Source organism: Zhongshania marina, assembly GCF_002915595.1.
GTDB classification, from domain to species: Bacteria; Pseudomonadota; Gammaproteobacteria; order Pseudomonadales; family Spongiibacteraceae; genus Spongiibacter; species Spongiibacter marinus_B.
Genome location: NZ_PQGG01000044.1, coordinates 127226 through 152975, shown reverse-complemented (window position 1 = coordinate 152975; position 25750 = coordinate 127226). Strand labels below are relative to the sequence as shown.

Sequence of the window (25750 nt, the reverse complement as noted above, 5' to 3'; positions counted from 1 at the left end):
CAGACATCCGACCCCTGACGTCCGACTAAGCTTAAGCGCATGCCTTTGGTATTTTTGAGGTTCCCCCACGCGGCCCGCTCGGTTACAATGTTTTGACATTCTAATTACGTGTGACGAGTCCGAAGAAATGGTGCATAACGCCCGCATGACACAGCTGTGTGATTGCCGTCGATGGCGATGGTAGCTCTTGCAATAAGCGAATTACTGCAAATAGCAGATTACCTAGCCGAACCCCATTTTTAAGGATTTATCATGCAAGCCCAGCGATACAATGAACTGGCGCAGCAAAGCTATAACCGTATTCCGGTTTACCGCGACGTGCTGGCCGACCTCGATACCCCTCTTAGTGCCTATTTAAAACTCGCCGCCGAGCCCTACAGTTTTCTGTTTGAGTCTGTTCACGGTGGTGAGAAATGGGGCCGTTACTCCATTATTGGCCTTGGCGCGCGCACCATACTGCGGGCTGAGGGCAGCCACATCACGATTTCTCGTGATGGCAAAACAATAGAGACCCACGACTGTGAAGACCCTCTGGCCTTTGTCGAGGGTTTTCAGGCCCGTTATCAGGTGCCAGAAATTGACGAGTTGCCGGCATTTTACGGCGGCTTAGTGGGCTATTTTGCCTACGACTGCGTGCGCTATATTGAGCCAAAATTGATGCCAAGCACGCCGCCGGATGTGTTGGGTACGCCAGATATTTTATTGATGGTGTCTGAGGAATTACTGGTTTTTGATAATCTGTCGGGCATCGTCAAGATTATTACCCACGCTGACCCTGCCGATGATCGGGCCTATAGTAAGGCGCAGGAAAGATTAGATTCCTACGAGCAGATGCTGCGTGGCTTATCACCGATGCTGCCGACCTTGAATTTGGATGCTGACGGCGTTGCCGAAACCGACTTTGTGTCGAGCTTTGGTGAAGACAATTTTAAAGATGCTGTCGAGAAAGTGCGTGAATACGTCTTGGCCGGCGACGCGATGCAGGTGGTGTTGTCGCAGCGTTTGAGTATTCCGTTTACGGCCTCACCATTGAATTTTTATCGGGCACTGCGCCATCTCAACCCCTCACCATATATGTATTACCTCAATTTGGAAGACTTCCATATTGTGGGTTCCTCACCAGAAATTTTAGCGCGCCTAGAACACGGCGAAGTGACGGTGCGGCCGATAGCGGGTACTCGCCGTCGCGGTCATACCGAGGCGGAAGACCTAGAGCTTGAAAAAGAGTTGTTGGCTGACCCCAAGGAAATTGCCGAGCACTTGATGTTGATCGATTTGGGCCGTAATGATGCTGGACGTGTCGCCAAAACCGGCACGGTGGAATTGAGCGATAAAATGGTGGTGGAACGTTACTCTCATGTGATGCATATCGTGTCGAATGTGCGCGCCCAAGTGCGTGATAACATTAGCGCGATGGATGTGCTGCGGGCGACTTTGCCGGCGGGCACCTTGAGCGGTGCGCCGAAGGTTCGCGCTATGGAAATTATCGACGAGCTAGAGTCTGTGAAGCGCGGCGTGTATGGCGGCGCGGTTGGCTATTTGAGTTGGAATGGCAATATGGATACCGCCATTGCCATTCGCACAGCGGTCATTAAAGATAATCAGCTTCATATTCAGGCGGGCGCAGGTATCGTTGCCGATTCGCAACCACGCTTGGAATGGAAAGAAACCATGAACAAGGCGCGGGCGGTGTTTAAGGCAGCGTCTATGGTGCAAAGCGCGGCGAGCAAATCTGACAACAACGGGGAGGCGTCATAATGTTATTAATGATCGATAATTACGACTCCTTCACCTACAACGTCGTGCAGTATTTTGCCGAGCTAGGTGCAGACGTGAAGGTGCTGCGCAATGATGAAGTCACGATTGAAGAAATTCGCGCTCTGGCGCCAAGCCATTTGGTAATTTCCCCAGGCCCATGCACGCCGAACGAAGCGGGTATTTCGCTAGCGGCAATCAAGGCTTTTGCCGGTGAGATTCCTATTTTAGGCGTGTGCCTAGGGCATCAAAGCATTGGCCAAGCCTTTGGCGGAAAGATTGTGCGGGCGCGGGAAGTGATGCACGGCAAGACCTCGCCAATGCATCATCACAATAGCGGCGTGTTTACTGGCTTGAATAATCCGCTGGTGGCAACCCGTTATCACTCCTTGGTGATTGAGAAAGACAGCCTGCCAGATTGTTTGGAAGTAACCTCTTGGACGCAAAATCCCGACGGTTCTATTGATGAAATTATGGGTGTGCGGCATAAAACCTTAGATGTTGAGGGCGTGCAGTTTCATCCTGAATCCATTTTGTCTGAACAGGGCCACGAACTGTTTAAAAACTTTTTGGAGCGCGGCGCATGAGCACAATGAATATTAAAGATGCCCTGGGCTTGGTGGTACGCAATTTGAGTTTAAGCACCGAGGATATGGCCTCGGTGATGCGCGACATCATGACTGGGCAGTGCAGCGATGCTCAGATTGCCGCGTTTTTAATTGCTCTGCGTATGAAGAGTGAAAGCCTTGATGAAATTGAAGGGGCGGCTCGCGTGATGCGCGAGCTTGCCACGCCGGTTGATATTTCTGGGCTAGATCACGTGGTGGATATTGTCGGCACCGGTGGTGACGGCGCCAATCTGTTTAATGTCTCGTCGGCCAGTACCTTTGTTATTGCGGCGGCGGGTGCCAAAGTTGCTAAACATGGTAATCGCTCGGTGTCATCTAAGAGTGGCAGCGCAGACGTGCTAGAAAGCGCCGGTATTCAGCTAAATTTGAATCCCAAGCAGGTTGAACGCTGTATTCGTGAAGTGGGTGTCGGCTTTATGTTTGCGGTCAACCACCACAGTGCCATGCGTCACGCAATTGGTGTGCGGCGCGACATTGGCCAGCGCACCATTTTTAATATCTTAGGGCCGCTGACGAACCCCGCCGGCGTAAAGCGTTTGGTTTTAGGTGTGTTCAGCTCAGAACTTTGTCGGCCTTTGGCTGAGGTGATGAAACGCCTTGGCGCCGAGCACGTGATGGTAGTGCACGCCAAAGATGGTTTAGATGAAATTAGCTTGGCGTCGGCAACCGAAGTGGCCGAACTGAAAGATGGCGAGATTCGTGAGTATCTGATCACTCCAGAAGATGTAGGGCTGGAGAGCCAGAGCTTGGTCGGCTTAGATGTGGCAGATAGTAAAGCTTCATTGGCTTTGATTCGCGATGCCCTGGGCAAGCGTGAAACAGACGCGGGCAAGAAAGCGGCAGATATGATTGCCCTCAATGCTGGAGCAGCACTGTATGTGGCGGGTGTGGTTAGCACCTTAAAGCATGGTGTGGCATTGGCCGAGGACACCATTCATGGTGGTCAAGCGCTGGAAAAAATGGGTGAGCTAGCGACCTTTAGCCAGGGCTTAAATCCCGCGAAAGAGACAGAGGCATGATGAGTGATAGCGGCACCCCAACGGTCTTAAAAAAGATTCTTGATCGCAAGCGAGAGGAGGTTGCTGAACGCAGCGCGCTAGTGTCCATCGCGCAGCTGCAAGAACAGATCACCAACGCGTCTGCGCCACGGGGCTTTGTTAAGGCCATAGAAGCCAAACTCGCTGCCGGTAAATCTGCAGTGATTGCGGAGGTTAAAAAGGCCTCGCCCTCAAAGGGCGTTATTCGCGAGAATTTTATTCCTGCGGATATTGCGACAAGTTACGAGGCCGGCGGTGCTGCTTGCTTGTCGGTGCTAACCGATGCGGATTTTTTTCAGGGCGCTGAGCGGTATTTGCAAGAAGCACGCAGTGCCTGCTCGCTGCCGGTTATTCGTAAAGACTTTATTATTGACCCCTACCAAGTTTACGAAGCGCGGGCGATTGGTGCTGACTGCATCTTATTGATTGCTGCGGCGCTAGACGACGAGACCATGACAAGCCTAAACCAATTGGCGCAGAGCCTAGGTATGGATGTGTTGATCGAGGTGCATAACGCCGAGGAATTGGCGCGCACCCTACCGCTGGGTAATCGATTGGTGGGAATTAATAACCGCAATTTGCATAACTTTGAAACCTCGCTGCAAAACACCTTTGATTTACTGGCGGCAATAAGCGACGAGCATATTGTGATCACCGAAAGCGGCATTCATACCGCCGAAGATGTGGCTGCGATGCGCGAGCAGGGTGTGAACACGTTTTTGGTAGGCGAGGCGTTTATGCGGGCGGCGGAGCCGGGTGAAAAGCTGGCGGAGTTGTTTGGGTAAATAGCTCGATGTCGGAGGTCTGACGTCTGATGCTAAGTCCGACTTCCGACTGGCATTCAGCGCGTACCAAACACCACCATCGTTTTTCCCTTCACCTGCACCAAGCCCTGTTCTTCTAGGGTCTTCAATACACGACCAACCATTTCTCTTGAGCAGCCCACAATTCGACCGATTTCCTGACGGGTAATTTTAATTTGCATACCGTCTGGGTGGGTCATGGCATCGGGTTGCTTGCACAGATCTAGCAGGGTGCGAGCGACGCGGCCGGTGACATCTAAAAATGCAAGGTCGCCTACTTTGCGCGTAGTTAGTCGCAGTCGCTTGGCCATTTGCTTGCCTAGGGCTAGCAATATGTCTGGATATTGTTTATTTAGTTCTCGGAACTTGGTGTAGCTGATCTCGGCGATTTCGCATTCGGTGCGGCTTTTAACCAAGGCGCTGCGGGTGGCGGGGATGTCTTCGTCGAATACGCCCATTTCACCGAAAAAGTCGCCTTTGTTGAGGTAGGCTACAATCATTTCTCGGCCTTCATCATCTTCAATAATGACCGTCACCGATCCTTCGGTAATGTAGTAAAGCGCGTCGCTAGCGTCGCCGGCGTAAATAAGCGTACTTTTACTGGGATAGCGCCGCCGGTGGCAGTGAGCGAGAAAATTGTCTAAATCAGCTATTTCTGGTTTCGCGGAATTCAACACTGTTCGGGTCTCTCGATAAAGCAGAAAATCCATTTAATAAATGAGGGCGCCTTGGAATTATAGTAGCTGCCCAGAGTTACGGTGGTTCTTAATACTTTAGGCTTTGTTTCACTATCCACAACGACCTTGGCCTAAGTATGACTTGCTTTGCCGGCCTTGGCGAGCTTGAATCTGGACGCTGTGGTAAGCTTAGCGCAATTTTTGGTATCGCTATGAGGGTGAAATGAAAGCGACGGTTAAATGGGTAGATGGCGTGATGTTTCTCGGTGAGTCGGGAAGCGGGCACTCGGTAGTAATGGACGGTCCAGAGGACCACGGCGGCCGTAATATGGGCGTTCGCCCCATGGAAATGCTGCTAGTGGGTATGGGTGGCTGCGCGTCTTTTGATGTGATGAGTATGCTGAAAAAGTCACGCCAAGATGTGACGGATTGCCGCTGCGAGCTAGATGCTGAGCGCGCAGATGCGGTGCCAGCGGTTTTCACAAAAATTCACCTACATTTTATTGTTAGTGGTAAAAACTTGAAGGAGGCGCATGTAAAGCGCGCGGTTGAGCTGTCGGCAGAAAAATACTGCTCGGCCTCGATTATGATGGAAGCCGCCGGTGTTGAAGTGAGTCATAGCCACGAGATTGTTGACGGTGTCTGAGAAGCTAAGTCGCCCTAATCCACACAGCGGCATGCGGCATATTGCCCTGTTTGTAGAGAAGTTTGACGATACACTGCATTTTTATACTGAGTTAATGGGGATGGCAGTGGAGTGGCAGCCGGATCCGGACAATATTTATTTGTGTTCTGGAACTGACAATCTTGCTCTGCACCGTTATCAAGGGCCGCAACGACCGGTAGCGGGGCAGCGTTTAGATCATATCGGTTTTATTTTGAATACACCTGATGACGTGGATGCCTGGCATGCGTTTTTATTGGCAAATCAGGTAAGTATTAAAACTGAGCCGCGTACCCACCGCGATGGTGCCCGCAGTTTTTATTGCCTCGATCCCGATGGCAATCTCGTGCAGCTGATTTTTCATCCGCCAATTAGTGGTCGGATGTCAGGCGTCTGACGTCGGAAGCGAATGCCCTTACCTCAGACATCCGACACCAGACGTCCGACGATCAGCCGCCCGCTAAACGTAATAAGTACTACCGGTCATCACCTTAGCCATTAGGCTCATGGCTTTTTTCACGGGGCTTGGGAATATATGGCCGCCAGCCTCGATGGCTTTGCTGGCATGTTCCGCTTCGTCTTCTAGCATTTGCTGCAGAATCGCCCGTGATTTTTCGTCATCCATTGGCAGTGTTTGCAAATGCTCACGCAAATGTTCGCATACCTGATCTTCTGTGGCGGCAACAAAGCCAAGGCTGATTCGATCACTAATTGCGCCGGCCGCGGCTCCTATAGCAAAAGAGGCGGCGTAAAAAAGTGGATTTAGATGACTGGTATGACTGTCTAATTCCTTCAGGCGTTGCTCGCACCAAGCTAGATGGTCAATCTCCTCGTTCGCAGAATGTTCCATAGCGGCCTTAACCTGCGCGTTTTTTGCGGTAAGTGCTTGGCCTTGATACAGCGCTTGGGCGCAGACTTCGCCGGTGTGGTTGATTCGCATTAAGCCCGCCGCGTGACGGCGTTGCTCTTCAGCATTGAGGGAGCCGCTAATGTGCTGGGCAGGGCTGTGACGCTGGGCGGTGCTGCTGCCTTTAACAAGGGTTTTTAGACTGCGATCTGCTCCCATTAAGGCGCGATCTAGCAGGGTGTATTCGCGTGTCATGACGTAGTCCTCCGCACGCTATTGTATCGGAATCGCCGCTTCATGACTTGTCCTGCTGATAGCCGGTCCAGCGCTTGATGGCTTCGGCCAGCTCCCACAGGCGAATAGGCTTTACTAAATGCAGGTCCATACCCGCGCGGAGATAGCTGTCGCGCTGTTCATCTAAGGCATTGGCAGTTAAGCCAATAATAGGGGTGCGCTCGCGCTGTTCTTCTTTTTCAAACTGACGGATTTGGCGGGTTGCTTCGGCGCCGTCCATGATCGGCATTTCGATATCCATAATCACTACATCAAAGCGCTTGCGCATAAAGGTGTTTACCGCCTGTTGGCCGTTTTCGACATGATGGACGGTGATCCCCAAGCTCTTCAGCATGCGGGTTAATACCTGCGCATTGGTTGGATTGTCCTCTGCGATCAAACATTGCAGTGAGGATAGCGTTAGGGCGTCGGTGCGGTATTGATCCGGCGCGCTATTGACCGCATTGGCGTCAAAGTGACATTCAGACAAAAGTGCGCTGCGCAGGGCGACGCCCGTCAGTGGCTTACTTAAAATGCGGCGAACCCCCGCGTCTTGCAATTCATCGCGGTCAAAGTTGATGTTGGCATGGGCCAGCAATAGGCCGATGGGTGTGTGCTGTTGATCTTTGGTTTCGTCGTATATTCGTTTGGCCAATTTCAAACCGCCACCGGGCAGGGCGTGGTCTATGAGAATAATATCGATGGGGGCGTTAATAAGGGACTGATTGCGAACCGTGGCGATGGCCGCATTGTCACTATTGGCAATAAATACCGGCATACCCCAGTTGCCGCATTGTTTGCTGACTACTTTGCAAAAGGTCTGATTGCTATCGACCACAAGAAGTCGTTTATTACTGAGCAGGCCGGTGCGAATTCGCAGGGTATTGTTGTTACTATTGTTCGGTACACCTAATTGCAGTGTAAAACGTAGAGAGTGCAAGCCCCTGCCTGAGCTTCGAATCGCTGCGCTGCCATTCATTAAGCTAATCAATTGTGAGGCGATGGCGAGCCGTGTGTTGATGATGCCGCCTTCTTCAGAAACAGAACCATTGATCGCCTGCTTCTCTAAATTGCTAAAGGGTTTGCCACGGTGGCTGACTTCAAAAGTGAGCAAACCTTGATTGATGTCTGAGGCGGCGACCTTCAGCAGAATGTAGCCTGATTCAAAGTGCTCAAAGGCATTGTTCATGACATGGGATAGTAATTGTCGAATGCGGGAGGAGTCGCCGATGAGCTTTTCACTCACGTCACTGTCGATATCGCAAATAAGCTCTAGGGCTTGCTCTGCTGCAATATTGCGGAAGCCAGAAACGGACTCGTCGATTATTTCTGGCAGATTTAATAATTCATTGCGCAGTTCAATATCGCTTTCGTTGAAGCGGGTGGCTTGGCTGGCTTCCTGTAGCAGTTGTAATAACTCGTGGCCAGAACGCTGAAGGGTACGAATATGATCTTCTTGGTTGGCGGTGAGCTGGGTGTCTTGAAGAAGTTCGCTGACGCCGAGCATGGCGCTCATCGGGGTTCTAATGTCGTGGGTAATGCGCGCCAAGATATCTGTTTTAGCTCGATTTACCGCGCCCAATATTGCAATGCGTTGCTCATCTTGGTTTTGTTTGCGCTGGCGAATAGTTTGCCGCGCAATTAATAAGGCGGTATGGGTGGTGCAGATGGTCGTAGCGAGCAGCAGCAAGATGATATTGGCGGTGCTTGTGGTGATCAGGCTTAGGGAGTAGCCCACCACGGTTAATATGACAATTAGCGCGAGGGCCGTGCGGGCAACCATATAATAGAAAAGTAATCTGCTATAGGTTTGTAAAAAGCCATTGAGCCCGATGAATAGCAGAACGAGCGAATTAAAAGGAATGATTAGATTGATGGTGATAGCTGCAATTTCGGCGCCTGCGATCACACTAATTACAACAGCGACGATATTGGCGATAGCCACTAGGCGAATAACTTTAGGTCCGTGACCGGGATTGCTGATTGGGAAAATTGGAAAACGCAGGGCGTAAATTAAATCGACAATGGATATCGCTAAAATAATACATATCAGGCTGTAGCCGTCCCAAGGGGGTAATAAGCCCTGTGGTGAACCAATGTAACCCCATGCAATGCTTTGGCTACAAATAATGAGGAACGCGAAACCGGCGGTGGCAAGAAAAAGTGAGTCGGCGTGCAGTGAGGCGCTGATCAGGCTGTAAATACACAGAAGACCGAGCACTCCCAAAAATATAGAGTTACTAAATTCGCGTTGGCTTACTTCTCCGAGAAAGCTGGTGTAATTGTGTAGCGTCAATTCCAATTGGCGATCGAAGGGGTATTCGAGGGCGAGATAATACGTGCTGGTGGTATTGGCGTGAACGGGAATTGAAAATAGCGTTTCGTTGCGTATTAGCTCAGTGGTGACCATTGGCGCAATTTGTCGCCCTGACTGGGTAAATAGCTGAGCCGCATTTAGGTCTATCGGCATGATTTGCAGCAACTGCTGGGTGATTTCACTACTGGTATTGCTTAGCTTAAAGCGAAACCAATATCGGCCAATTGTGTGAGATAAATTGAAGTCGCCGCTTTCAGCGGGCCGAAATTGCCGCTGTAGCTCGGGGGCTAAAATGTCGTCAATACGATAGAGCTTATTGGGGTCTTCAATGATGTCGCTGAAACTTTCAAGCGAGATGCTGCTCTGCTGAGAGCTGAGGGGTAAGGCTGGGGCTGCATGCACGGCAGCCGTTAGCAATAGCAATACCGTGCACAGCAGATAGTTGAGCAAGCGTTTACTCTCGGGCAATGGCGCGGTAAGCGATGTCAGTGCGGTAAAAGGCATCTTTCCACTTTATCTGCTTCGCAATTGAATAGGCAAGCTGTTGGGCGGCGCTTACGGTGTCACCCATTGCGGTGGCACATAGCACACGACCGCCATTGGTGACTAAATTGCCATTGTCTAATTGGGTGCCGGCGTGAAAAACCTTGCCATTAGTGTCGCCGTCCGGAATACCGCTAATGATGTCGCCCTTATTGTAAGAGCTGGGGTAGCCACCGGCAGCGAGCACAACGCCTACTGCGGGCCGCGGGTCCCACTCAGCCTCAAAACCGCCAAGTTTGCCATCTAGTGCTGCGAGGCACAGCGCGACTAAGTCTGATTTTAAGCGCAACATGATGGGTTGGGTTTCTGGGTCGCCAAAGCGGCAGTTGTATTCGATGACTTTTGGGTCGCCGTTGGCGTTGATCATTAGACCCGCGTAAAGGAAGCCAGTATAGCGATTGCCTTCGCTAGCCATGCCTTTAACGGTGGGGATAATGACCTCATTCATAATCCGCTGATGAATAGCTGCAGTCACCACAGGGGCGGGGGAGTATGCACCCATGCCGCCAGTGTTGGGGCCGGTATCGCCGTCGCCAACCCGTTTGTGATCTTGGCTGGTGGCCATTGGCAAAATGTTTTCGCCGTCGACCATGACAATAAAGCTGGCCTCTTCGCCCTCTAAAAACTCCTCGATAACGACGCGGCAACCAGCGTCGCCAAAGGCGTTGCCAGACAGCATGTCGCGTACAGCGTCTTCTGCTTGCTCAAGGGTTTCGGCCACGATTACGCCCTTGCCCGCAGCGAGGCCGTCGGCTTTTACGACGATGGGCGCACCCTGCTCGCGCAGATAGGCGAGGGCGGGCTCTAGTTCGGTGAAGTTCTGGTAGCTGCCGGTGGGGATATTGTGACGAGCCAGAAAATCTTTGGTAAAGGCTTTGGAGCCTTCGAGCTGCGCCGCGCCGCTGGTGGGGCCAAAGCAGGGCAGATTACGCTCGTTGAAGTAATTAACAACACCTTCCACTAATGGTGCTTCGGGGCCGACGATGGTGAGGCCGACATTATTGGTCTCAGCAAAATTCGCTAAAGCGGCAAAATCGTTGATGGCGATAGCGACATTCTCAATGCCGGAGTCGAGCGCGGTGCCCGCATTGCCCGGCGCCACAAAGACGGTTTCAACTTGAGTGGATTGGGCGGCTTTCCATGCAAGGGCGTGTTCGCGGCCGCCGTTGCCAATTATAAGAATATTCATTGCGTTGTTGTTCCGTTGGTACGGGCTTGTAGTCCGCACGCTGAGTTTGTTTATTTTGGTCGGGCGTCAGACGTCTAAAGTCTGGTGTAAAAGCAGGGCGGCTTTGCCGCCTGTTATATGTGCTTTTTACGTCTGACGTCAGACGTCCAGCGTAAGTCTTTTAGTGTCTAAAATGACGCATGCCGGTAAAGGCCATCGCGATGCCGTGCTCGTCGGCGGCAGCAATCACTTCGTCGTCGCGGATTGAGCCGCCGGGCTGAATCACGCAGCTTATGCCATTGGCCGCAGCATTGTCTAAGCCGTCGCGGAAGGGGAAGAAGGCGTCTGACGCCATAACGGCCCCTTTTACGGTTAAGCCAGCGTGTTCCGCTTTAATTGCTGCGATACGGGCCGAGTTTACGCGGCTCATCTGGCCGGCGCCGACACCAATGGTCTGACGATTTTTGGCGTAAACAATGGCATTAGATTTAACAAACTTGGCGACTTTCCACGCAAAGATCATGTCGTGAATTTCGCTTTCTTCTGGTTGGCGCTTGGTCACAATTTTGAGGTCGCTGGCACTGATCATGCCGAGGTCGCGATCCTGAACTAGCAGGCCACCATTAACGCGTTTGTAGTCGAAGGCGGGGTTGTTTGCTCCCCATTCACCGCAGGCCAAGAGGCGTAGATTTTTCTTCTCTGCCACTATCGCGGCGGCTTCGTCGCTGACGCTGGGCGCGATGATGACTTCAACAAATTGACGGTCGCAGATCGCTTTTGCGGTTGCCGCGTCGAGTTCGCGGTTAAAGGCAATAATGCCACCAAAAGCGGATTCAGGATCGGTGGCAAAGGCCAAGTCATAGGCTTCTTTAATACCGTTTAAGGATACGGCCACACCGCAGGGATTGGCGTGCTTTACGATAACGCAGGCGGGTTTAACAAATGACTTAACGCATTCTAGTGCGGCGTCGGTGTCGGCAATATTGTTGTAAGACAGTTCTTTACCCTGTAGCTGAGTTGCCGTTGCAACCGAGGCTTCGCTGGGATGGCGCTCCACATAGAATGCAGAGTCTTGGTGAGGGTTTTCACCGTAGCGCATATCTTGGGCTTTAATAAATTGGCTATTAAAGGTGCGGGGGAATTTCTCGGTGCCGCCGGGAACGAGGCGACCAAAATAATTGGCGATCATGCCGTCGTAAGCCGCCGTGTGTTCATACGCTTTTATGGCTAGATCAAAACGGGTGGCGTAAGTTGTGCAACCATCGTTGGCGCGGAGCTCGGCGAGTATGGTTTGGTAGTCGGTGGCGTTGACCACAATCGCAACGTCGCGGTGGTTTTTGGCGGCGGCGCGCACCATAGTTGGCCCGCCGATATCGATATTTTCAACCGCGTCTTCAAGGGTACAGCCGGGTTTGGCGACTGTTGCCTCAAAGGGGTAAAGGTTGACAATGACCATGTCGATGGTGTCGATGCCGTGCTCGCTCATGATCCCGTCATCAATGCCGCGACGACCCAAAATACCGCCGTGAACCTTGGGGTGTAGGGTCTTCACACGGCCATCCATCATTTCTGGGAAGCCGGTGTAATCCGATACTTCGGTAACCGCGATATCATTTTGGTTCAGCAGAGCATAGGTGCCGCCGGTGGAGAGTAGTTCGACACCGAGTTGCGTGAGTTCGCGAGCAAAATCGACGATGCCGGATTTATCTGAAACGCTGATAAGGGCGCGTTTAACGGGGCGGGCCTGGTTGTCTGTAGTCATGCCTAGTGGTTTACCTTGAGTTTAAAAAGCGTCGAACGGGAATGGCTGAGCCGGTATTACAGTAAATCGTATTGCTTGAGCTTCTTGCGCAGCGTGCCCCGGTTGAGCCCCAGCATTTGCGAGGCGCGGGTCTGGTTGTTGCGGGTATAGCGCATGACTTCTTCAAGCAGGGGGGCTTCCACTTCCGACAGAACCATATTGTAAACGTCGCAAACGTCTTGGCCGTCGAGGGTGGCGAGATAGTTGTTAAGGGCAATCGCGACACTGTCGCGCAGGGTTTTGGCTTTGCTAATGTCGTCGTTGGCAGCCGTTGTCGCGGCGGAGGTGGCTTCGGCGACTGGGGCGGTTTCTATACTGGTCAAATTCATGCTGCTGCTTCCTGTAGGTTTTGTTCGTGCTGTTCAAAGTAGCGATGTACAGCATCTTGTTGTGCACTGGCTGACTCAAGGCGGTTGAATAGGCCGCGAAAACCAGTGGAGGGGTCGAGCTCCTGCAAATACCATGCACAGTGTTTACGTGCGATACGCAGTCCGTTGTGTTCGCCGTAAAAACGGTGAAGTGCGCTGAGGTGTCTCAGCAAAACCTGTTTTATTTCCGCTGGCTTTACTGCTGGGGCCAGCTCACCTGTTGCTAAATAGGTGTTTATCTCTCTGAACAACCAAGGCTTGCCCTGTGCGCCTCGGCCTATCATTACGCCGTCTGCGCCGGTGTAATCTAGTACACGTTTGGCGTCTTGGGCGGAGCAAATATCGCCATTGGCAAATACCGGAATCTCTATAGCTTGTTTTATTGCTGCAATAGTGTCGTATTCCGCCGCGCCTAAAAAACGGCATTCACGGGTTCTGCCATGCACTGCCAGTGAGCGAATGCCGCAATCTTGGGCAAGTTTGGCAATGTCTGTGCCGTTGCGTTGCTCCCGTGACCAACCGGTGCGAATTTTTAGCGTAACCGGAATATCTACTGCGTTTACTACGGCACTTACTATGTCTTTTACTAAGTCTGGTTCTTTTAACAGCGCCGAACCTGCGGCTTTTTTACATACTTTTTTAGCTGGGCAGCCCATATTGATGTCGATGATGTCTGCGCCCAAGTCTGCACAGCGTTTTGCTGCGTCCGCCATCATCAGCGGATCAGCCCCGGCGATTTGCACTGCGCGGGGTGTGTTGTCGTCGTGGGCAAGACGCAAATGACTTTTGCGGGTATCCCACAGCGAGGTGTCACTGATTAGCATTTCTGACACGGTTAAACCGGCACCGAACTCGCGGCACAGGCGGCGAAACGGCAGATCGGTAATGCCTGCCATCGGCGCCAATACTGCACGGGCAGGAAGCTTGTGAGGACCAATCTGGATCATCGCCATGCCCTGTAAAGGGAAAATTAACCGTGGGAAAACAGGGCAGCTATGATACTCGTTCAAAGACTTCACCGGAAGTCTTGCGCTCAGAAAATAACCAATTTTGAGCGCAAAAAATAAGCTTTACTGCGTCACTTTTAACTGGTAGTTCACCGCGTCTAGACCGGGGTGGATGATTTCTAGTGCGATGTGGACGGGTTGCTGGCTGGCTAACAGGGAGTGCTGGTTCAGCTCGCCGGCGAGGTATTCTGAGGGCTGAAAGGTACGCTGGGCGATGGTGTTGTCTTTTATATCGCTGAAGCGAAGTTCGAGTTTGGGGAAGGGGGCGCTGTCGGCACCTCGGTTTAATAAAATGGTGTCGATTTGCAGGGCGTCGCTATTGGATGGGTGTTTGCGAACGACCAGTTTGGTGCTGACGATGTCGCTAGCGGCTTGCTGTTGCTTTGGCGCATCTTCGCAGAGTAAGGAGTGCAGGGGACAAAGTTTGCGTAGTTCGTCGCCGATTGGGCTGGCGAATAGCGCTGCTTTTTGCCACAGCGCAAGTTGAGCAATAAGCACCAGTAGCGCAAGAGTGTTGGCCAAGAGCCAAAACCATTGTATCGGCCGGCGGCGGGGAAGATGGTGCTCAAAGTCGTGGTTGACGGTGCTCAGGCCGGCCAGTAAATCCGGTTCAGGTGGTTTGCCCTGCAGTGATTCTTCGTCGCTGTGGTCGGGGCGCTCAAGCTCGGTTTGTACGGGGGGCTCAGCTTTTGTGTTGTCATCAATGTCTGTTAGTAAAATCGAGGCATTGGTTTGCTCGTCGATACCGCTAAAAATGCTCATGCATACGCTGCACCGCACCAAGCCGTCGGCGAGCAAGAGCTGTTCTGCTTTTACTCTAAACCGAGTGTTACATTGCGGGCATTGAATGCTTTTTGCTGTGCTGTGCTCTGTATGCATTGGTGGGTGTCGTCGCTTTAACTATTGTTTCTACTGCCGGATATCCTAACCCATTCTTCTTTTGTGGTCAGGTTTAGCTCATCGAACCATTGGCTATAGCAATTCATCAGCTCTTTGGCTTGGCTGTGCAATATGCCGGATAGGCAGATTGGTCCGCCTGCGCTAAGTGTGGCGGCAAGATTTGGTGCCAGCGACGTTAGCGGCCCTGCGAGGATATTGGCAACCATGACGTCGCCGCGCAGCTCGCTGGGGAGTTGCTCTGGCAGCAGGCATTCTATGCGGCTGTCGTCGATATTATTGCGGCGGGCATTGTCGCGGGTGGCGAGCAATGCCTGAGGGTCATTGTCTACCGCAATGACTTTTTGCGCGCCGAGCAGCAGCGCTGCGATGCCAAGTATGCCGGAGCCACAGCCGTAGTCGATTACCGTTAGGCCGCTGAGGTCCTGCTGATCTAGCCACTGCATACACAGCCATGTGGTTGGGTGGGTGCCGGTGCCAAAGGCGAGGCCGGGGTCGAGTAATAAATTAACAGCCTTGGGGTCGACGGGCTCGCGCCAGCTAGGGCAAATCCACAGGCGCTCGCCGCATTGAATGGGGTGGTAGCTGTCCATCCACTCTCTTATCCAATCGCGGTCTTCTAAAATTTCGATACGCAGTGGCGGTAATTCTTGGCCATAGTGCCCCTGCAGTTCGGCAAGCGTGGCGGTCATGTCGGTGTCGGCGGTGAATAGTCCCGTGACGCGGGTGTGTTGCCAAACGGGCGTTTCACCTACGCCGGGTTCGTACACCGGCTGATCGGCATTGTCTTCCATAGTGACTGCGGCGGCGCCTACCTCTAAAAGTGCGTCTTCCAAAGTGGAGGCGGTGGCTGGGTCGGCGTCGAGTCGCAGTTGTAACCAGGTCATGGCGTGCTCTTTTGTATAGTTGTCAGAAATAAAAAAGGGGCCTATCCGAAAACAGGCCCCTGATATGTTACAGACTTAGGCTGCTTAGAGCTTAAGTTTTTTCTCTAAGTAGTGAATGCTAACGCCACCCTCGCGGAAGGCAGAGTCGCGCACCAAGTCCCGATGTAATTCGGTGTTGGTGCGAATGCCATCTACGACTAATTCGTCTAGGGCATTGCGCATACGGCTTAGTGCAATTTCGCGACTATCGCCCCAGGTGATGATTTTGGCGATCATCGAATCGTAATGGGGCGGCACGGTGTAACCACTGTATAGGTGCGAGTCTACCCGAACACCTAGCCCGCCCGGTGGATGATAGTGTTTTATCAAGCCTGGGCAGGGCATAAATGTTTTGGGATCTTCGGCGTTGATACGGCATTCAAAGGCGTGGCCTTTGATTTTGATATCATCTTGGGTGATAGATAATTTCTCACCGCCGGCAACTAGCAGCTGTTGCTTGATTAAATCGACACCGGTCACCATTTCGCTGACGGGGTGCTCAACCTGAATACGGGTGTTCATCTCAATGAAGAAGAACTGGCCGTTTTCGTAGAGAAACTCAAAGGTGCCCGCACCGCGATAATTGATGGCTATACAGGCATCAACGCAGGACTTGGCAACTTGGTTGCGGATTTCGTCTGGAATGCCAGGCGCGGGTGCCTCTTCTAGCACTTTTTGGTGGCGGCGCTGCAGTGAGCAGTCGCGGTCACCAAGGTGAATCGCATTACCCTGACCGTCTGCCAAAACTTGAATTTCGACATGGCGTGGGTTTTCAAGGAATTTCTCGATATACACCGTGTCGTCGCCAAAGGCTGCCTTGGCTTCTGACTGCGTTACGTAGACCGCGTTTAGCAGGGCCGCTTCGCTGTGAACAACACGCATGCCGCGACCGCCGCCGCCGGCAGCGGCTTTGATAATAACGGGGTAGCCAATGCGCTTGGCAACGGCGAGAGTGTGGTCATTATCTTCAGTAATTGGGCCATCGGAGCCGGGTACTGTCGGTACGCCCGCTTTCTTCATGGCTTTAATGGCCGATACTTTGTCGCCCATCATGCGAATGATGTCGGGGGTGGGGCCGATAAAGACAAAGCCGCTTTTTTCGACTTGCTCGGCAAAGTCAGCGTTTTCGGCTAAGAATCCGTAGCCAGGGTGGATGCCCACGGCGTCGGTGACTTCGGCGGCACTGATAATAGCCGGAATATTTAAGTAGCTAGCTGGCGATGGCGCGGGGCCAATACAGACCGACTCATCGGCTAGGCGGACATGCATTAAATCGCGGTCTGCAGTGGAGTGGACTGCCACGGTCTTAATGCCAAGCTCCTTGCAGGCGCGAAGTATGCGCAGTGCAATTTCGCCTCGGTTGGCAATGACAACTTTTTTAAGCATTTGAAATCAATCCCTATGGGGTGCGTTGATCGGACGATTGTTTGTTCCGGGTGTACCCGTTTTACACAATAGTGATCAAGGATTGATCGAACTCTACCGGCTCAGCGTCATCGACAAGAATGGCTTCAATTACGCCAGCTTTGTCAGCTTCGATCTGGTTCATCATTTTCATTGCTTCAACGATACAGATAACATCGCCGACTTTAACGTGCTGGCCAACTTCAACAAAGGCCGGAGAAGATGGTGAAGGTGAGCGGTAGAAGGTGCCGACCATAGGTGACTTAATAATGTGGCCGCTTGGTTCGGCAGCTTTGGCTGGCTCGGCAGCGGCGGCGGCAGGAGCTGGCGCGGCGGCGGGTGCTTGCATCATCGGCTGGCTAATATACTGAGGTGCAGGCATACCCTTGGCGGCACTGTTACGGCTGATGCGTACAGATTCTTCGCCTTCTTTAATTTCCAGTTCGTCAATGTTTGACTCTTCGAGTAGCTCGATTAACTTTTTTACTTTTCTAATATCCATAGTCGCTCTCTTGAATGGCTAGTTGTTAAAGACGTTATTGGTTTAATTGGTCCATCGCTGCTTGTAGCGCGAACTGGTAGCCTTGGGCGCCCAGACCGCAGATGACACCGCGAGCAATGTCCGAAAAATAGGAGTGGTGACGGAAGCTGTCCCTTGCGTGCACATTGGACAGATGTACTTCAATAAACGGAATGTCTACCGCGAGCAGTGCGTCGCGCAGGGCAATGCTGGTGTGGGTAAACGCCGCCGGATTAAAAATAATGAAGTTGATACCCTCTGGGCGTGCCAGATGAATGCGCTCGATCAATTCGTATTCGGCATTGCTTTGCATAGACTGCAGGTGGTGGCCATTGGTTTTGGCAATGAGCTGTAGCTGCGCATCAATATCCGCCAGTGTGGTGCTGCCGTAAACGCCGGGTTCACGGGTGCCGAGTAAATTTAGATTAGGGCCGTGAAGAACGAGTATTGATGCCATAAGTCGCTGCTTGAATGAGTCATTCAGGGTGTAGCGCGATTGTGCCTTATTTGGATATATGAGTCCAACGCATCTCGTGAATTTTTTAAGATAGCGTCCAGTTGTCTGCAAGTTTCCAGAAGTTAGCCGGCATTTTGCAGATGCCAGTGTTTTCGGTGTTAACACCGTTGGCGGCTTATCCTATCTGTTTAGCAGCTCAATGATCATCGATTTGGTCAGCACCTGGGGCAGTATAATTTCTGTCGCGCTAAGATCGGCGGGGTAGTAAATATACAGGGGAATGCCGTTGCGTTGGTAGTCGGCCAGTAGCTCGGTGATGGCGGGGTCGTAGCGGGTCCAGTCGGCGATTAAATAATGCACATTATGCTGGGTGAATGCGTCGCGAATCGTCTTGGTGTTGAGAACCAATGTTTCGTTAGCTGCGCAGGTGATGCACCAGTCGGCGGTGACATCAAGAAAGACGTTCTGGCCGCTTTCCCGTAGCCGTTGAATTTCGCTTTTGTCGAACTGCCCGCTTGCTAGTGTTGGCTCGCGTGGCGGCGAGTTTAAGCTGAGAACGAGGCCTGCGAGGCTGGCAATAATGAAGAGCGCTGCCAGTATTTTTTTGCCGTGACTGCGCAGCCATAGGCCAAAGCCTATCAATAACCATGCTATTAGCGTGATAGCCATACCGTTGGCACCGGTTTGGCGGCCGATGACCCAAGCCAGCCAAATGGCCGTTGCCAATAGCGGGAAGCCGAGAAGCTGGCGCAGTGTAATCATCCAGTTGCCGGGTTTGGGCAGTTTGCGCAGGCCAGCGGGGAACAGGGTCAGCAGCAGCACAGGCAGTGCCATGCCTACGCCGATAAAGGCGAATACCAATAGTGCGATAATTGCGGGTTGGCTGGCGGCAAATCCAACGGCGGTGCCCATAAATGGGGCGGTGCAGGGGCTGGCAACCACGGTGGCGAGTACGCCGGTGAAAAAACTACCGCGGTAGCCTTTGTCGCGACTTATATCGCTGCCGACATTCATCCAGCTGCCGCCAATCTCAAATAAGCCGAAGAGGTTGAGCGCGAGTATAAAAAATAAGCTGGCCAGCAGGGCGACAAACCAAGGTGTTTGCAGTTGGAAGCCCCAGCCAATCGCTTGGCCGGCCTGTTGCAGGGCAATGAGTACCCCCGCTACTAAAACAAAGCTGCTGATCACGCCTATGCTGTACACAAGGCCGTGCTGCAGCGGGCTGCCTTTATTGGTGTTGGTAAAGCTCAATACCTTTAGACCCAGTACGGGGAATACGCAGGGCATAAGATTGAGGATAGCGCCACCCAATGCGGCGAAAACTAATATCAGCCACAGTGCGTGATTGCTTTCTACTTCGCCAGACAATGTAAGGGCGCCATTAGATGCGCTTGCCGAGTCTGTCTCATCGATTAAGCGCTGCTGGGGATCAATGCGATAGTGTTGGGTTTGCGGTGGGTAGCAAAGCCCGGCATCTGCACAGCCCTGTGAAGTGATCGAAAGGGTGAAAGGGCTAGTGGGTAATTGGCTAAGGGTGATGCTTGTGCCGTAGTAGTAGACTTCTGTTTCACCAAAATTCGGGTCTTGTTTTAGTTTGCCGGCTTCGAATTCTGTTGCGATATCGACGGGTTTGCCATTGAGGCTGGCTTTAATCGCGAATCGCTCTTTGTAAAGATAGTAGCCGTCCGCAGCGGTCCAGTTGAGTAGTAGATCCTGCTCATTCCAAAGCAGCTGTGACTGGTATGCCTCTTCAACCGGCAGAAATGTCGGTGCACTGTCGCCAAATGCCACCGCTTTGGGAGCGGCAAAAAAATCATCTGCGCTGTAGGCTGGGCCTGCGAATAGCAGAATTACCAGTAATAAAAACGGCTTCATAAATACAATCACTTAAACTGTAGCGGTATGATACGTTAAATTCGATAGCTTGGACGCGTGAGTATAACTTTGGTGCCAGCATGCAGGTATTTTAATATGCGCCGTGTATGCTGGTGCGGCTATTCTGGGGGAAAATTGTGGTGAAGTTTAGGGCTTGCGCCCTGTTTATATGTCTTGTGATGCCAGTTGTGACGCAGGCGCTTGAGATTAAAAATGCCTATGTTCGCGGTTTACCGCCGAATCAGCGCAATACTGCGGCATTTTTTACCGTGGAGAACGCTGGTGCTGAGGCAGTTGAGTTACAGGCGGGTAGTAGCGCTGCCGCTGCACAACTTGAAATTCACGCCCATCGGCACCAAAACGGCATGATGTCGATGCAGATGCAGTCGTCAGTGCGTGTTGAAGCGGGGCAGAGTCTTCGCTTTGTGCCCGGCGGTTATCATCTTATGTTGATTGATCTTAAGCGGCCTTTAAAAGAAGGTGAGTCAGTTAGCTTTAGTTTGAGAACTGCAGATGGTGAGGAGCTAAGCGTGACAGCGCCAGTCATTAGCGTGCTAAATGAAGCGTCTGCACTAAACGACATAATAGGAAATCAGCCATGATAAAGCAGAGAATATCAGGCGCCTTTGGCGCTGCGAAAGAAGCGATGCAGGACTGGCTGGGTAACGGTGTGGCGTGGCGCATTGCGGCGGTTGCGGTGCCCGTGTACTTATTGCTAGTGGTGGTATTTGGGGTGTATTGGAGCTTTACACCCGATATGCCAGAAACCCGCTATTTACAGCAAGATGCTAAAAAGGCGGTGGTAGGTACGGCGACAACCTCGGCCTTAATTGATGTAAGCGAAGTATTGTTGAATAAGCCGGGCGGGTTTATCAGCAACGACATTACGCCGCCCGGTATTTTTATGGATGATATGCCAGCGTGGGAATACGGCGTGCTCATTCAAGTGCGGGATTTAAGCAGGGCAATGCGCGAAAGTTTTAGCCGCTCGCAGTCGCAGTCCCAGGAAGATGCAGATTTGGCCAAGGCTGAGCCGCGCTTTAATTTTTCTAATAATAGCTGGGCAGTGCCGGCGTCTGAGTCTGAGTATGGACAGGGGATTAAATTTTTAAAAGCCTATCGTAAGCGGCTGAGTGATGTAGACGACCCGCAGGCCCAGTTTTATGCGCGGGCGGACAATTTGCGTTACTGGTTGGCTGGGGTGGAGTCGCGATTAGGCAGCTTGTCGCAGCGCTTGAGCGCCAGTGTTGGACGGCCGCGATTGAATACGGATTTAGCCAACGATGCCAATGCGCGGCAATCAACGCCAGGTGAAAGCGAGCAACGGGTGAAAACACCGTGGTTAAAGCTAGATAATGTGTTTTACGAGTCGCGGGGCACGGCCTGGGCCCTGATTTGTTTTTTACGTGCGGTCGAAGTTGATTTCGCCGATGTGCTCGCTAATAAGAATGCTGCGGTAAGTTTGCGGCAAATTATCCGCGAGCTAGAGGGAACCCAGCAGGCAATGTATAGCCCAATGGTGTTGAACGGCGGCGGTTTTGGTTTGCTCGCCAATCATTCGTTAGTCATGGCCTCGTATATAACTCGGGCCAATGCTGCGATTACTGATTTACGTGATTTATTGTCCCAAGGATAAGAGATGAGCTACACAACAGTGATGAAAGGAATTGTCTTAACGGCGGCCTTGTTGATAACAGCGTGTGCACAGAGCCCGCAAGCGATAAAGCTTGCGCCGACTTTTGCAGCGCCCACCCAACAAAACGGCGGGCAGAGTCCGGTGCATGTGCGGGTTAGTGATCAGCGTGCCAATAAAGTCTTGGGTAGCCGTGGGGGTGCTTATCGAGAAACGGCGGTGATCACGCTAGCGAATGACCTGTCGCTGCCGGTTGAAAAAGCACTGTCTTCTTATATGGCAAAAATGGGTTACGACGTAGATAGTTTGAATCCCGCCACGGCTGATCTACATGTTATTTTTACTTCCCTCGTTTACGACCACCCAAAAGAAGACGGTGTTGGTTACGATATGGATATGTCGGCGACCGTAGAGGTTGAGGCGCGACGGGGCAATGAGCACTATCAAGGACGCTACCGCATAAAGCGTAATCAGAAGTTTTTTAACGCGCCCAGCGGGGCTCAAAACACCACCTTGGTGAATGAGTTGGTGACTGAAGTGCTAGAGAGTATGTTTTCAGATCCTAAGCTAGTGGCATTTTTACAGAAGAGCTAAGGCGCTTTTAGGCTAGCTAAGAAAAAGGCAGGGCTCCTTGCGGGGCCCTGCCTTTTTTATGTCCGCAGTGTTGCTTAGATAAAACTTGCTAACAATTCGCGGTGTTTTGGTCCCGCAAGGCGCGGCCCGTATTGGGACACGACTTCAGCGGCGGCGCGACTGGCTAAGTTGCCGGCTTGTTTAAAATCGTAGCCATGGGTAATGGCGTACAAAAACGCCCCAGCAAACATGTCGCCGGCACCGTTGGTATCGACGGCTTTGACCTTGTGTCCGCTGACTTTGTGCAGTTCCTTGCCGTCAAATACTAGTGCGCCCTCAGCGCCTAGCGTGATGGCAAAGGTCTTGCTGACGGTTTTTAACGCCGAAACCGCGTCGTCTAAAGAGTCGCTCTGCGCCCAACCCAAGGCTTCTGCCTCGTTGCAGAAAATGAGATCCACGCCGTCGCCTAGCATTTCCACTAAGCCGTCGCGGAAGAAGCTGACCATGCCTGGGTCTGAAAAACTTAGGGCGGTTTTAACCCCATTTTGCTCAGCGATTTTACGGCCGGCAATAGCTGCAGCGCGGCCGGTATCAGATGTGACTAAGTAGCCTTCGGCATAAAAATATTCCGAATCCGCGAGGGCGGCTTCATTCAGCTCACTGATCGATAGGGTCTCGCTAATACCTAAATTGGTATTCATGCTGCGTTCGGCGTCTGGGCTAATGAGTACCAAACATTTGCCGGTAACACCTGCGGATTTTTCACCGTCAAAGTCGGCATCTACCCCAGCGGCTTTGATATCATTCATGAAAAAATCGCCGTGTTCATCGTTGGCGACCTTGCAGGAATAGTAGTTTTTGGCACCAAAATAGGCGGCGGCAATAACGGAGTTACATGCTGATCCACCGCTTGCCAGACTAGCATGAACCATATGGCTGCTTAGCTTGTCCAAGAGTTCCTGTTGACGAGCGGCGTCAACGAGGGTCATCAGACCTTTTTCAACGCCGAGAGAGCTGAGCTCTTGGTCGTTAATTTCAATTTCGGTGTCGACCAGCGCAGCGCCAATGCCATAGAGGTGGTATTTTTTCATCTTATTTGCCAGTTACTTGCGGTAAAGTGCCGCTATTATCCGGTTTGAATGTCGATTTGCAATGCGCTAGCGCTGTAATAGCGTGAACATCAGCGTATTAATGCTTTGAATGAAGTCTTATGTGTATCAATGAAAATTATTTGGTTGTGATGAATGGCTAAAAAATCCCCCAAGCGCGGTGGCGGCAGGTTTCGTAATTTCAAGTTTCGAAATATTTCTTGGTTGAGCTTGTTTTTGAAGCTCTCGCTGGTTGGTCTGGTGTTATTGCTTATTCTGTTTGCCTACAGCGATGCCAAGGTGCGCGGCGCATTCGACGCCAAGCGCTATGAGCAGCCGGCCAAGGTGTATGCGCGGCCTCTAGTTTTGGCGTCGGGGGCGATTTTGACCGCCTATGAATTAGAGTCGGAACTGGGTGAATTGGGCTATCGCTCTCGTAAATTAGTGGATGAGCCGGGTACATACCGACGCCAAGGCGATCATTTTTCAATATTTATACGGCCCTTTAATTTTGCTGATGGCGATCGGCCTGCGCGTAAAATTGAATTAGATATGGGGGTGACTACGGTAGGTGTGGTGCGCAATACCCTTGGTGAGCGGATTGCTGAAGAGCAATTAGACCCCATGGTGATTGGTGGTGTTTATCCTGGTCGGCATGAAGACCGCTTGATGCTGAGCTTGGCGGAAGTGCCGCAAATGCTCATTGAAACCTTGGTGCAGGTAGAGGATCAGCATTTTTACAGCCATTTTGGTATTTCGCCCCGCAGTATCGCCCGTGCGTTTCTAGCAAATATTAAGGCCGGTCGCACAGTGCAGGGCGGCAGCACGCTAACCCAGCAGTTAGTGAAAAACACCATTTTAAGCAGCGAGCGCAGCCTGTGGCGTAAAGCTAAAGAAGCGGTGATGTCGATTCTCACCGAAATGCACTACAGCAAAGATCGTATTCTTGAAGCGTATATAAATGAAGTGTATTTGGGGCAGGAGGGCAACCGAGCCATTCACGGTTTTGGTTTGGCGGCGCGTCACTATTTTAATAGACCGCTGGACGAGTTAAATCTTGCGCAAATTTCCATGCTGGTCGGTTTGGTGAAAGGACCCTCTTATTACGACCCTTGGCGTCATCCTGAGCGCGCTAAAAATCGTCGTAATATCGTGATGGGTGAGTTAGCTGAGCAGGGCTGGTTGACCCCCGCACAATTGGCGGCCTGGCAAAAAGAGCCGCTGGAATTGGCAAAATCCTCGGCATTAGATGGTGTTTACCCCGCCTATGTGGATTTGGTGCGTCGGCAACTCAGCCGTGACTATCAAAGCAAGGAATTGCAAAATAGCGGCCTGAGAATTTTCACGCCCTTTGATCCGGTGCTTCAACGCCGTGCTGAAAAAGCCACAGTAAAATCCTTGGCGCGCTTGGAAAGTCGCCAAAAAGATTTGCAAGTTGCGATGGTGGTTACACAGGTTAATAGCGGTGATGTGGTTGCGGTAATTGGTGGCAAACGGCCGCGTTATGCTGGCTTTAACCGCGCTCTAGATGCCTTGCGACCTATTGGTTCTTTGGCTAAACCAGCGGTATTTTTGGCGGCGCTTAATCAGCCGCGTTACTACAATTTAGTTACGCGGGTATCTGACGAACCTATCACGATACCCAATGCCAATGGCTCGCTGTGGAAGCCGTCTAATTATGACCGCAAATCCCACGGTAATGTCCCTTTACACACCGCGCTGGCGCATTCCTATAATCTCGCGACCGCTCGCTTGGGTATGGAAGTAGGCTTAAGTAATGTGATGGATATGTTCCAGCGCTTGGGTATTCAGCGCCCCTTGCTGGAGGTGCCGTCGATGTTACTAGGGGCGGCGCAATTGGCACCGATTGAAGTGGCATCCATGTATCAGACGATTGCCGCCGAGGGGCGTTATACCCCTTTGCGAACGATTTATGCAATTTCGGATAGCAAAGGTAAGTTGCTAGCGCGTTATCCACAAAAGCCCAAGCAAGTGGTTAACCCCGCCGCTGTGCATGTATTGCAATATGCAATGTTAGAAACCGTCCGCGAAGGTACAGGTAAGGGCGTATATAACGTCTTGCCTAAAGATTATCGCGTGGCGGGCAAAACCGGTACCAGTAACGACACCCGCGATTCTTGGTTTGCTGGATTTGCTGGCGATTATATGGCGGTGGTGTGGATGGGTTTAGACAATAACGCATCCACGGGTTTAACTGGCGCAAGTGGTGCGCTCACCGTGTGGCGGCAGTTTATGGCCGAAGCGAGCACCGAGCAAATGCCGTTCTCGCAAACAGCGGGCGTTGAATACCAGTGGGTTGATGGCGAGTCTGGTAAATTAACCCAGTCTTGGTGTGAAGGTGCTCGGTATATGCCGTTTATGAGTGGCAGTGCGCCGACTGAAAGTGGGGGCTGCGCCCCCGATGGCGAGAAAATGTGGAAATGGTTTAAAGGTGTGTTTGATTAATTAAACACACCTTTAATTGCCG

Annotated in this window: 24 protein-coding genes; 10 read left to right on the top strand and 14 right to left on the bottom strand. The window is 51.9% G+C overall.

The window, feature by feature from the left end; all coding sequences use genetic code 11:
* Positions 1–252: 252 nt before the first annotated feature.
* The 4 genes from trpE to trpC are packed head-to-tail and all read left to right on the top strand — an operon-like array spanning position 253 to position 4206.
* Complete coding sequence (gene trpE, locus C0068_RS19190; protein ID WP_103686076.1) at positions 253–1758, top strand: anthranilate synthase component I; 1506 nt, start codon at positions 253–255, stop codon at positions 1756–1758.
* Positions 1758–2342 carry an aminodeoxychorismate/anthranilate synthase component II gene (locus C0068_RS19185; RefSeq protein WP_103686075.1) on the top strand — a complete coding sequence of 195 codons (585 nt, stop codon included), beginning with the start codon at positions 1758–1760 and terminating at the stop codon, positions 2340–2342. Before trpE ends, C0068_RS19185 begins: the two co-directional genes overlap by 1 nt.
* Positions 2343–2347: 5 nt before the next feature.
* A complete protein-coding gene (gene trpD / locus C0068_RS19180; RefSeq protein WP_103686114.1) occupies positions 2348–3403 on the top strand; it encodes an anthranilate phosphoribosyltransferase in 1056 nt (351 codons plus the stop codon).
* Positions 3400–4206, top strand: coding sequence for an indole-3-glycerol phosphate synthase TrpC (trpC, locus tag C0068_RS19175; RefSeq protein ID WP_199176243.1), 807 nt, complete (start codon positions 3400–3402; stop codon positions 4204–4206). Before trpD ends, trpC begins: the two co-directional genes overlap by 4 nt.
* Before the next feature lie 56 nt (positions 4207–4262).
* Here the strand turns inward: trpC and crp are convergent, their stop codons facing one another.
* Positions 4263–4934 carry a cAMP-activated global transcriptional regulator CRP gene (gene crp, locus C0068_RS19170; protein ID WP_434061426.1) on the bottom strand — a complete coding sequence of 224 codons (672 nt, stop codon included), beginning with the start codon at positions 4932–4934 and terminating at the stop codon, positions 4263–4265.
* Positions 4935–5124: 190 nt separating this feature from the next.
* Here crp and C0068_RS19165 point away from each other — a divergent pair, with 190 nt between their 5' ends.
* Complete coding sequence (locus C0068_RS19165) at positions 5125–5547, top strand: OsmC family protein (protein WP_103686074.1); 423 nt, start codon at positions 5125–5127, stop codon at positions 5545–5547.
* Positions 5540–5962 carry a VOC family protein gene (locus C0068_RS19160; RefSeq protein ID WP_233208876.1) on the top strand — a complete coding sequence of 141 codons (423 nt, stop codon included), beginning with the start codon at positions 5540–5542 and terminating at the stop codon, positions 5960–5962. The genes C0068_RS19165 and C0068_RS19160 overlap by 8 nt, the downstream gene beginning before the upstream one ends.
* Before the next feature lie 63 nt (positions 5963–6025).
* Here the strand turns inward: C0068_RS19160 and coq7 are convergent, their stop codons facing one another.
* The 12 genes from coq7 to C0068_RS19100 all read right to left on the bottom strand — a co-directional run bounded on the left by coq7 (position 6026) and on the right by C0068_RS19100 (position 19968).
* A complete protein-coding gene (gene coq7, locus C0068_RS19155) occupies positions 6026–6667 on the bottom strand; it encodes a 2-polyprenyl-3-methyl-6-methoxy-1,4-benzoquinone monooxygenase (RefSeq protein WP_103686073.1) in 642 nt (213 codons plus the stop codon).
* 40 nt (positions 6668–6707) lie between these two features.
* Entirely contained in the window at positions 6708–9506 is a 2799-nt protein-coding gene (locus C0068_RS19150; RefSeq protein WP_103686072.1) for a response regulator, read from the bottom strand.
* Positions 9457–10734 carry a phosphoribosylamine--glycine ligase gene (purD, locus tag C0068_RS19145; RefSeq protein WP_103686071.1) on the bottom strand — a complete coding sequence of 426 codons (1278 nt, stop codon included), beginning with the start codon at positions 10732–10734 and terminating at the stop codon, positions 9457–9459. Before purD ends, C0068_RS19150 begins: the two co-directional genes overlap by 50 nt.
* Positions 10735–10894: 160 nt before the next feature.
* Positions 10895–12475, bottom strand: coding sequence for a bifunctional phosphoribosylaminoimidazolecarboxamide formyltransferase/IMP cyclohydrolase (purH, locus tag C0068_RS19140; protein ID WP_103686070.1), 1581 nt, complete (start codon positions 12473–12475; stop codon positions 10895–10897).
* A 56-nt stretch (positions 12476–12531) separates the two neighbouring features.
* Positions 12532–12843, bottom strand: a complete 312-nt coding sequence (gene fis / locus C0068_RS19135; RefSeq protein WP_103686069.1) for a DNA-binding transcriptional regulator Fis — start codon at positions 12841–12843, stop codon at positions 12532–12534.
* Positions 12840–13829 (bottom strand): tRNA dihydrouridine synthase DusB, encoded by a 990-nt coding sequence (gene dusB, locus C0068_RS19130; RefSeq protein WP_103686068.1) that lies wholly within the window; start codon positions 13827–13829, stop codon positions 12840–12842. The genes fis and dusB overlap by 4 nt, the downstream gene beginning before the upstream one ends.
* Before the next feature lie 123 nt (positions 13830–13952).
* Complete coding sequence (locus tag C0068_RS19125; protein WP_103686067.1) at positions 13953–14768, bottom strand: zinc-ribbon and DUF3426 domain-containing protein; 816 nt, start codon at positions 14766–14768, stop codon at positions 13953–13955.
* A 17-nt stretch (positions 14769–14785) separates the two neighbouring features.
* Positions 14786–15673 (bottom strand): 50S ribosomal protein L11 methyltransferase, encoded by an 888-nt coding sequence (gene prmA, locus C0068_RS19120; protein WP_103686066.1) that lies wholly within the window; start codon positions 15671–15673, stop codon positions 14786–14788.
* 84 nt (positions 15674–15757) lie between these two features.
* Positions 15758–17098, bottom strand: coding sequence for an acetyl-CoA carboxylase biotin carboxylase subunit (gene accC / locus C0068_RS19115; RefSeq protein ID WP_103686065.1), 1341 nt, complete (start codon positions 17096–17098; stop codon positions 15758–15760).
* 61 nt (positions 17099–17159) lie between these two features.
* The gene (accB, locus tag C0068_RS19110) at positions 17160–17618 is read right to left on the bottom strand and encodes an acetyl-CoA carboxylase biotin carboxyl carrier protein (protein ID WP_103686064.1); all 459 of its coding nucleotides are present in this window, start codon (positions 17616–17618) and stop codon (positions 17160–17162) included.
* Positions 17619–17652: 34 nt separating this feature from the next.
* On the bottom strand, positions 17653–18093 hold the full coding sequence (gene aroQ / locus C0068_RS19105) for a type II 3-dehydroquinate dehydratase (protein WP_103686063.1): 441 nt from the start codon (positions 18091–18093) through the stop codon (positions 17653–17655).
* Between the two features lie 180 nt (positions 18094–18273).
* Entirely contained in the window at positions 18274–19968 is a 1695-nt protein-coding gene (locus C0068_RS19100) for a protein-disulfide reductase DsbD family protein (protein WP_103686062.1), read from the bottom strand.
* A 179-nt stretch (positions 19969–20147) separates the two neighbouring features.
* Between C0068_RS19100 and C0068_RS19095 the strand changes: the two genes are divergently transcribed.
* Genes C0068_RS19095 through C0068_RS19085 form a run of 3 tightly spaced genes read left to right on the top strand, consistent with a single transcriptional unit; the run spans position 20148 to position 22195 of the window.
* Positions 20148–20570, top strand: a complete 423-nt coding sequence (locus C0068_RS19095) for a copper chaperone PCu(A)C (protein ID WP_158250032.1) — start codon at positions 20148–20150, stop codon at positions 20568–20570.
* The gene (locus tag C0068_RS19090; protein ID WP_103686060.1) at positions 20567–21604 is read left to right on the top strand and encodes a DUF2333 family protein; all 1038 of its coding nucleotides are present in this window, start codon (positions 20567–20569) and stop codon (positions 21602–21604) included. The genes C0068_RS19095 and C0068_RS19090 overlap by 4 nt, the downstream gene beginning before the upstream one ends.
* 3 nt (positions 21605–21607) lie before the next feature.
* Positions 21608–22195, top strand: a complete 588-nt coding sequence (locus C0068_RS19085) for a YajG family lipoprotein (protein WP_103686059.1) — start codon at positions 21608–21610, stop codon at positions 22193–22195.
* Positions 22196–22269: 74 nt separating this feature from the next.
* Here the strand turns inward: C0068_RS19085 and C0068_RS19080 are convergent, their stop codons facing one another.
* Entirely contained in the window at positions 22270–23265 is a 996-nt protein-coding gene (locus C0068_RS19080) for an adenosine kinase (protein WP_103686058.1), read from the bottom strand.
* Positions 23266–23418: 153 nt separating this feature from the next.
* Here C0068_RS19080 and mrcB point away from each other — a divergent pair, with 153 nt between their 5' ends.
* On the top strand, positions 23419–25728 hold the full coding sequence (mrcB, locus tag C0068_RS19075; protein ID WP_103686057.1) for a penicillin-binding protein 1B: 2310 nt from the start codon (positions 23419–23421) through the stop codon (positions 25726–25728).
* Positions 25729–25750: the final 22 nt, after the last annotated feature.